At 54.0% G+C, this 2,941-nt stretch carries 4 protein-coding genes; all 4 read right to left on the minus strand.

All coding sequences use genetic code 11. From position 1 onward, the window contains the following. Window positions 1–364: 364 nt before the first annotated feature. The 4 genes from A3220_RS18085 to A3220_RS16295 all read right to left on the minus strand — a co-directional run bounded on the left by A3220_RS18085 (window position 365) and on the right by A3220_RS16295 (window position 2,636). Window positions 365–964, minus strand: a complete 600-nt coding sequence (locus A3220_RS18085; RefSeq protein WP_252860510.1) for a DUF4351 domain-containing protein — start codon at window positions 962–964, stop codon at window positions 365–367. An 8-nt stretch (window positions 965–972) separates the two neighbouring features. Beyond that, complete coding sequence (locus A3220_RS17625) at window positions 973–1,329, minus strand: hypothetical protein (protein WP_084812812.1); 357 nt, start codon at window positions 1,327–1,329, stop codon at window positions 973–975. Window positions 1,330–2,187: 858 nt separating this feature from the next. Further along, the gene (locus A3220_RS16290; protein ID WP_016913348.1) at window positions 2,188–2,379 is read right to left on the minus strand and encodes a DUF2283 domain-containing protein; all 192 of its coding nucleotides are present in this window, start codon (window positions 2,377–2,379) and stop codon (window positions 2,188–2,190) included. Further along, the gene (locus A3220_RS16295; RefSeq protein WP_074210383.1) at window positions 2,379–2,636 is read right to left on the minus strand and encodes a DUF4258 domain-containing protein; all 258 of its coding nucleotides are present in this window, start codon (window positions 2,634–2,636) and stop codon (window positions 2,379–2,381) included. Before A3220_RS16295 ends, A3220_RS16290 begins: the two co-directional genes overlap by 1 nt. Between the last annotated feature and the right edge of the window lie 305 nt (window positions 2,637–2,941).

Below are 2,941 nucleotides of genomic sequence, written 5' to 3' on the forward strand. Positions count from 1 at the left end.
GCTCGCCCATGAGTATCGTTGGCGATGCATCCGTAGCGCGGCGTAAGCGGAGCGCACCCGCGAAGCACCCCGCTAAGGGTGCCGATTATGCCAACGGGGTTTGATTAATCGCCGTGGCTCAATCGAGGCGGCTGGTGCCGCCTCCGCGGGTGCCTCTTTCGCTCGTTGCTCTCGCTCTTTCGTTACGCCGCGCTACGGGTTTGGTGCCGCCATTCGAGGTGTTGACGCGGTTGATCGTTATGGCGCGAAACGGGGTTGGTGCCACGCCTCATAACGTTGGCGGTGTTCCCGTAGCGCGGTGTAAGCGGAGCGCACCCGCGAAGCACCCCGTGAGGGGTGCTGGTGATGGCGTGAATGTCAGCGGTTACTGAATAGGTTCGATCAGGGCTTCCAATGTGTTGGCACTCAATATGCCTTCCATCCAGTTTTCCAGCTGCTCTATGGAAGCCGCCTCAATTTGGGTATCGGCCCATGACGGTAACTCGCCAAACTTCAGCATGAGCAGCTTTCGCAGCATATTTTGTGCTTCATGCTGACGGCCCTGTTGCATGCCCTGTTGCATACCTTGCTGCATGCCTTGCTGCATGCCTTGCTGCATGCCTTGCTGAATACCTTCCGTACGAAGACGCTCTGCTAAACCAGCCATTTTGCTTTCCTCCTGAGGATAGCGCCTTTGGTAGGCTTGTCTTTCATCTGTGCTTAAATCGCTGTAGATATCGACAAAGTCTATGTATTTGAGTTGCTTTTCAATGCTTGGTTCCAGCGAAAACAGACCTTGTATGGCATTGGCGTATACATCGATTTTATCTTTCTCTGCCCATGCCATATTCGGTAAATTCAGGCGCGCCACGATATTTTGGCTACTAAAATACTGATTGGCCGGCAATTTATTTAAATGTGTATGTAAATAGTGAAACTGTAGGTAGCTATGGCGTTCACTTCGAATATGCAGGCTTTCTGCCACTTTTTTTATTAGAATTCAAAAAAAATCACCACCGGTACCACTCGTTCTGTATCGAATAGCTCACTCAGGTGCAGTGTGTAGTGCGCCAGCCTGTGGATCGAGAAACGGCCGGGATCCGTTTCTTCTTCTAGCGTGAACAGTAGCGCTTCGCGTTGCCCATTTGGCCACTCTACCAGCAACGGTACGTCTAGCTCATGAAATCTGTCACCCAGGCGCTCTTTTAATTGCTCCTGGCGAATAGGAGTGACTTTGACGCTAGGCAGTAAATCTCCAGCCTCTTCTGATGCAAAGAAAGCGAGGGCTTCGCGAGGATAGTCCAAAATCAGGTTTTTGAAATTTTGATCGTGGCTTGTACGGTTCGCCATGGCTTTTCCTTGCTGTAGCTCAGTCGGGGCGGCTAGCGCCGACCGTCGCGCCGGGCCGCGGGTGCTCGCCCATGAGTATCGTTGGCGATGCATCCGTAGCGCGGCGTAAGCGGAGCGCACCCGCGAAGCACCCCGCTAAGGGTGCCGATTATGCCAACGGGGTTTGATTAATCGCCGTGGCTCAATCGGGGCGGCTGGTGCCGCCTCCGCGGGTGCCTCTTTCGCTCGTTGCTCTCGCTCTTTCGTTACGCCGCGCTACGGGTTTGGTGCCGCCATTCGAGGTGTTGACGCGATTGATCGTTATGACGCGATACGAGATCTCTGCAAGCTTCTTAACGTTGGCGGTGTTTACGTAGCGCGGCGTAAGCGATAGCGCACCCGCGAAGCACCCCGCTAAGGGTGCCGATTATGCCAACGGGGTTTGATTAATCGCCGTGGCTCAATCGAGGCGGCTGGTGCCGCCATTCGAGGTGTTGACGCGATTGATCGTTATGACGCGATACGAGGATGGTGCCACGCCTCATAACGTTGGCGGTGTTCCCGTAGCGCGTGTAAGCGGAGCGCACCCGCGAAGCACCCCGTGAGGGGTGCTGGTGATGGCGTGAATGTCAGCGGTTACTGAATAGGTTCGATCAGGGCGGCTGGCGCCGCCTTCGCGGGTGCCTCTTTCGCTCGTTGCTCTCGCTCTTTCGTTACGCCGCGCTACGGGGGTGGTGCCGCCATTCGAGATGTTGACGCGGTTGATCGTTATGGCGCGAAACGGGGTTGGTGCCACGCCTCATAACGTTGGCGGTGTTCCCGTAGCGCGGTGTAAGCGGAGCGCACCCGCAGGAGCAGCGGGAGTCGTGTTGCGGTTAGTTAAGCGGCTTGGCTTTTTAAGAGTGGCCATGCACCTTGCTTCGAGGCCTCCAGAATGACGATTTCATTGATCGTGCCATCCTCTGCGTAACTAATATGTGTATGCCAATCTTGAGAAACCTCCCTAACGGTAGGCTTTTCTGATAGGTGCAGAACCAGGATATCATCTGCTTCATCGTACGTAGTTCGCATTACTTATCCTCCCACTCAAAGTGATGCATGACTGTCTTTACCACTATTTTATCTTCCAAGACTGCTGCAATAGACAAAAGGTTGTCTTGACGATTTTCAAAATATCGCGCTATCCAAAACCGCGTAGCATCTTTGTATTTTACGGTTCCCTGCTCTACCAATTCTAGCAGCTCATTTTCTGTAATATTTCGAGTAGCCATGCGCTCACGGGCATGACGTGTTATATGAATATTTACCTTGAAACGGTGACTATGCATATTTACTTTCTGCACTTTTGGTTTGGGCGTCTTGCAGACGCCTTCGCGCCGGGCCGCCGCTACGGGTGACTCTTTCGCTCGTTGCTCTCGCTCTTTCGTTACGCCGCGCTACGGGTTTGGTGCCGCCATTCGAGGTGTTGACGCGATTGATCGTTATGACGCGATACGAGATCTCTGCAAGCTTCTTAACGTTGGCGGTGTTTACGTAGCGCGGCGTAAGCGATAGCGCACCCGCGAAGCACCCCGCTAAGGATGCCGATTATGCCAACGGGGTTTGATTAATCACCGTGGCTCAATCGGGGCGG

It is taken from the genome of Halomonas sp. KX33721, from assembly GCF_001596805.1.
Classification (GTDB): Bacteria; Pseudomonadota; Gammaproteobacteria; order Pseudomonadales; family Halomonadaceae; genus Vreelandella; species Vreelandella aquamarina.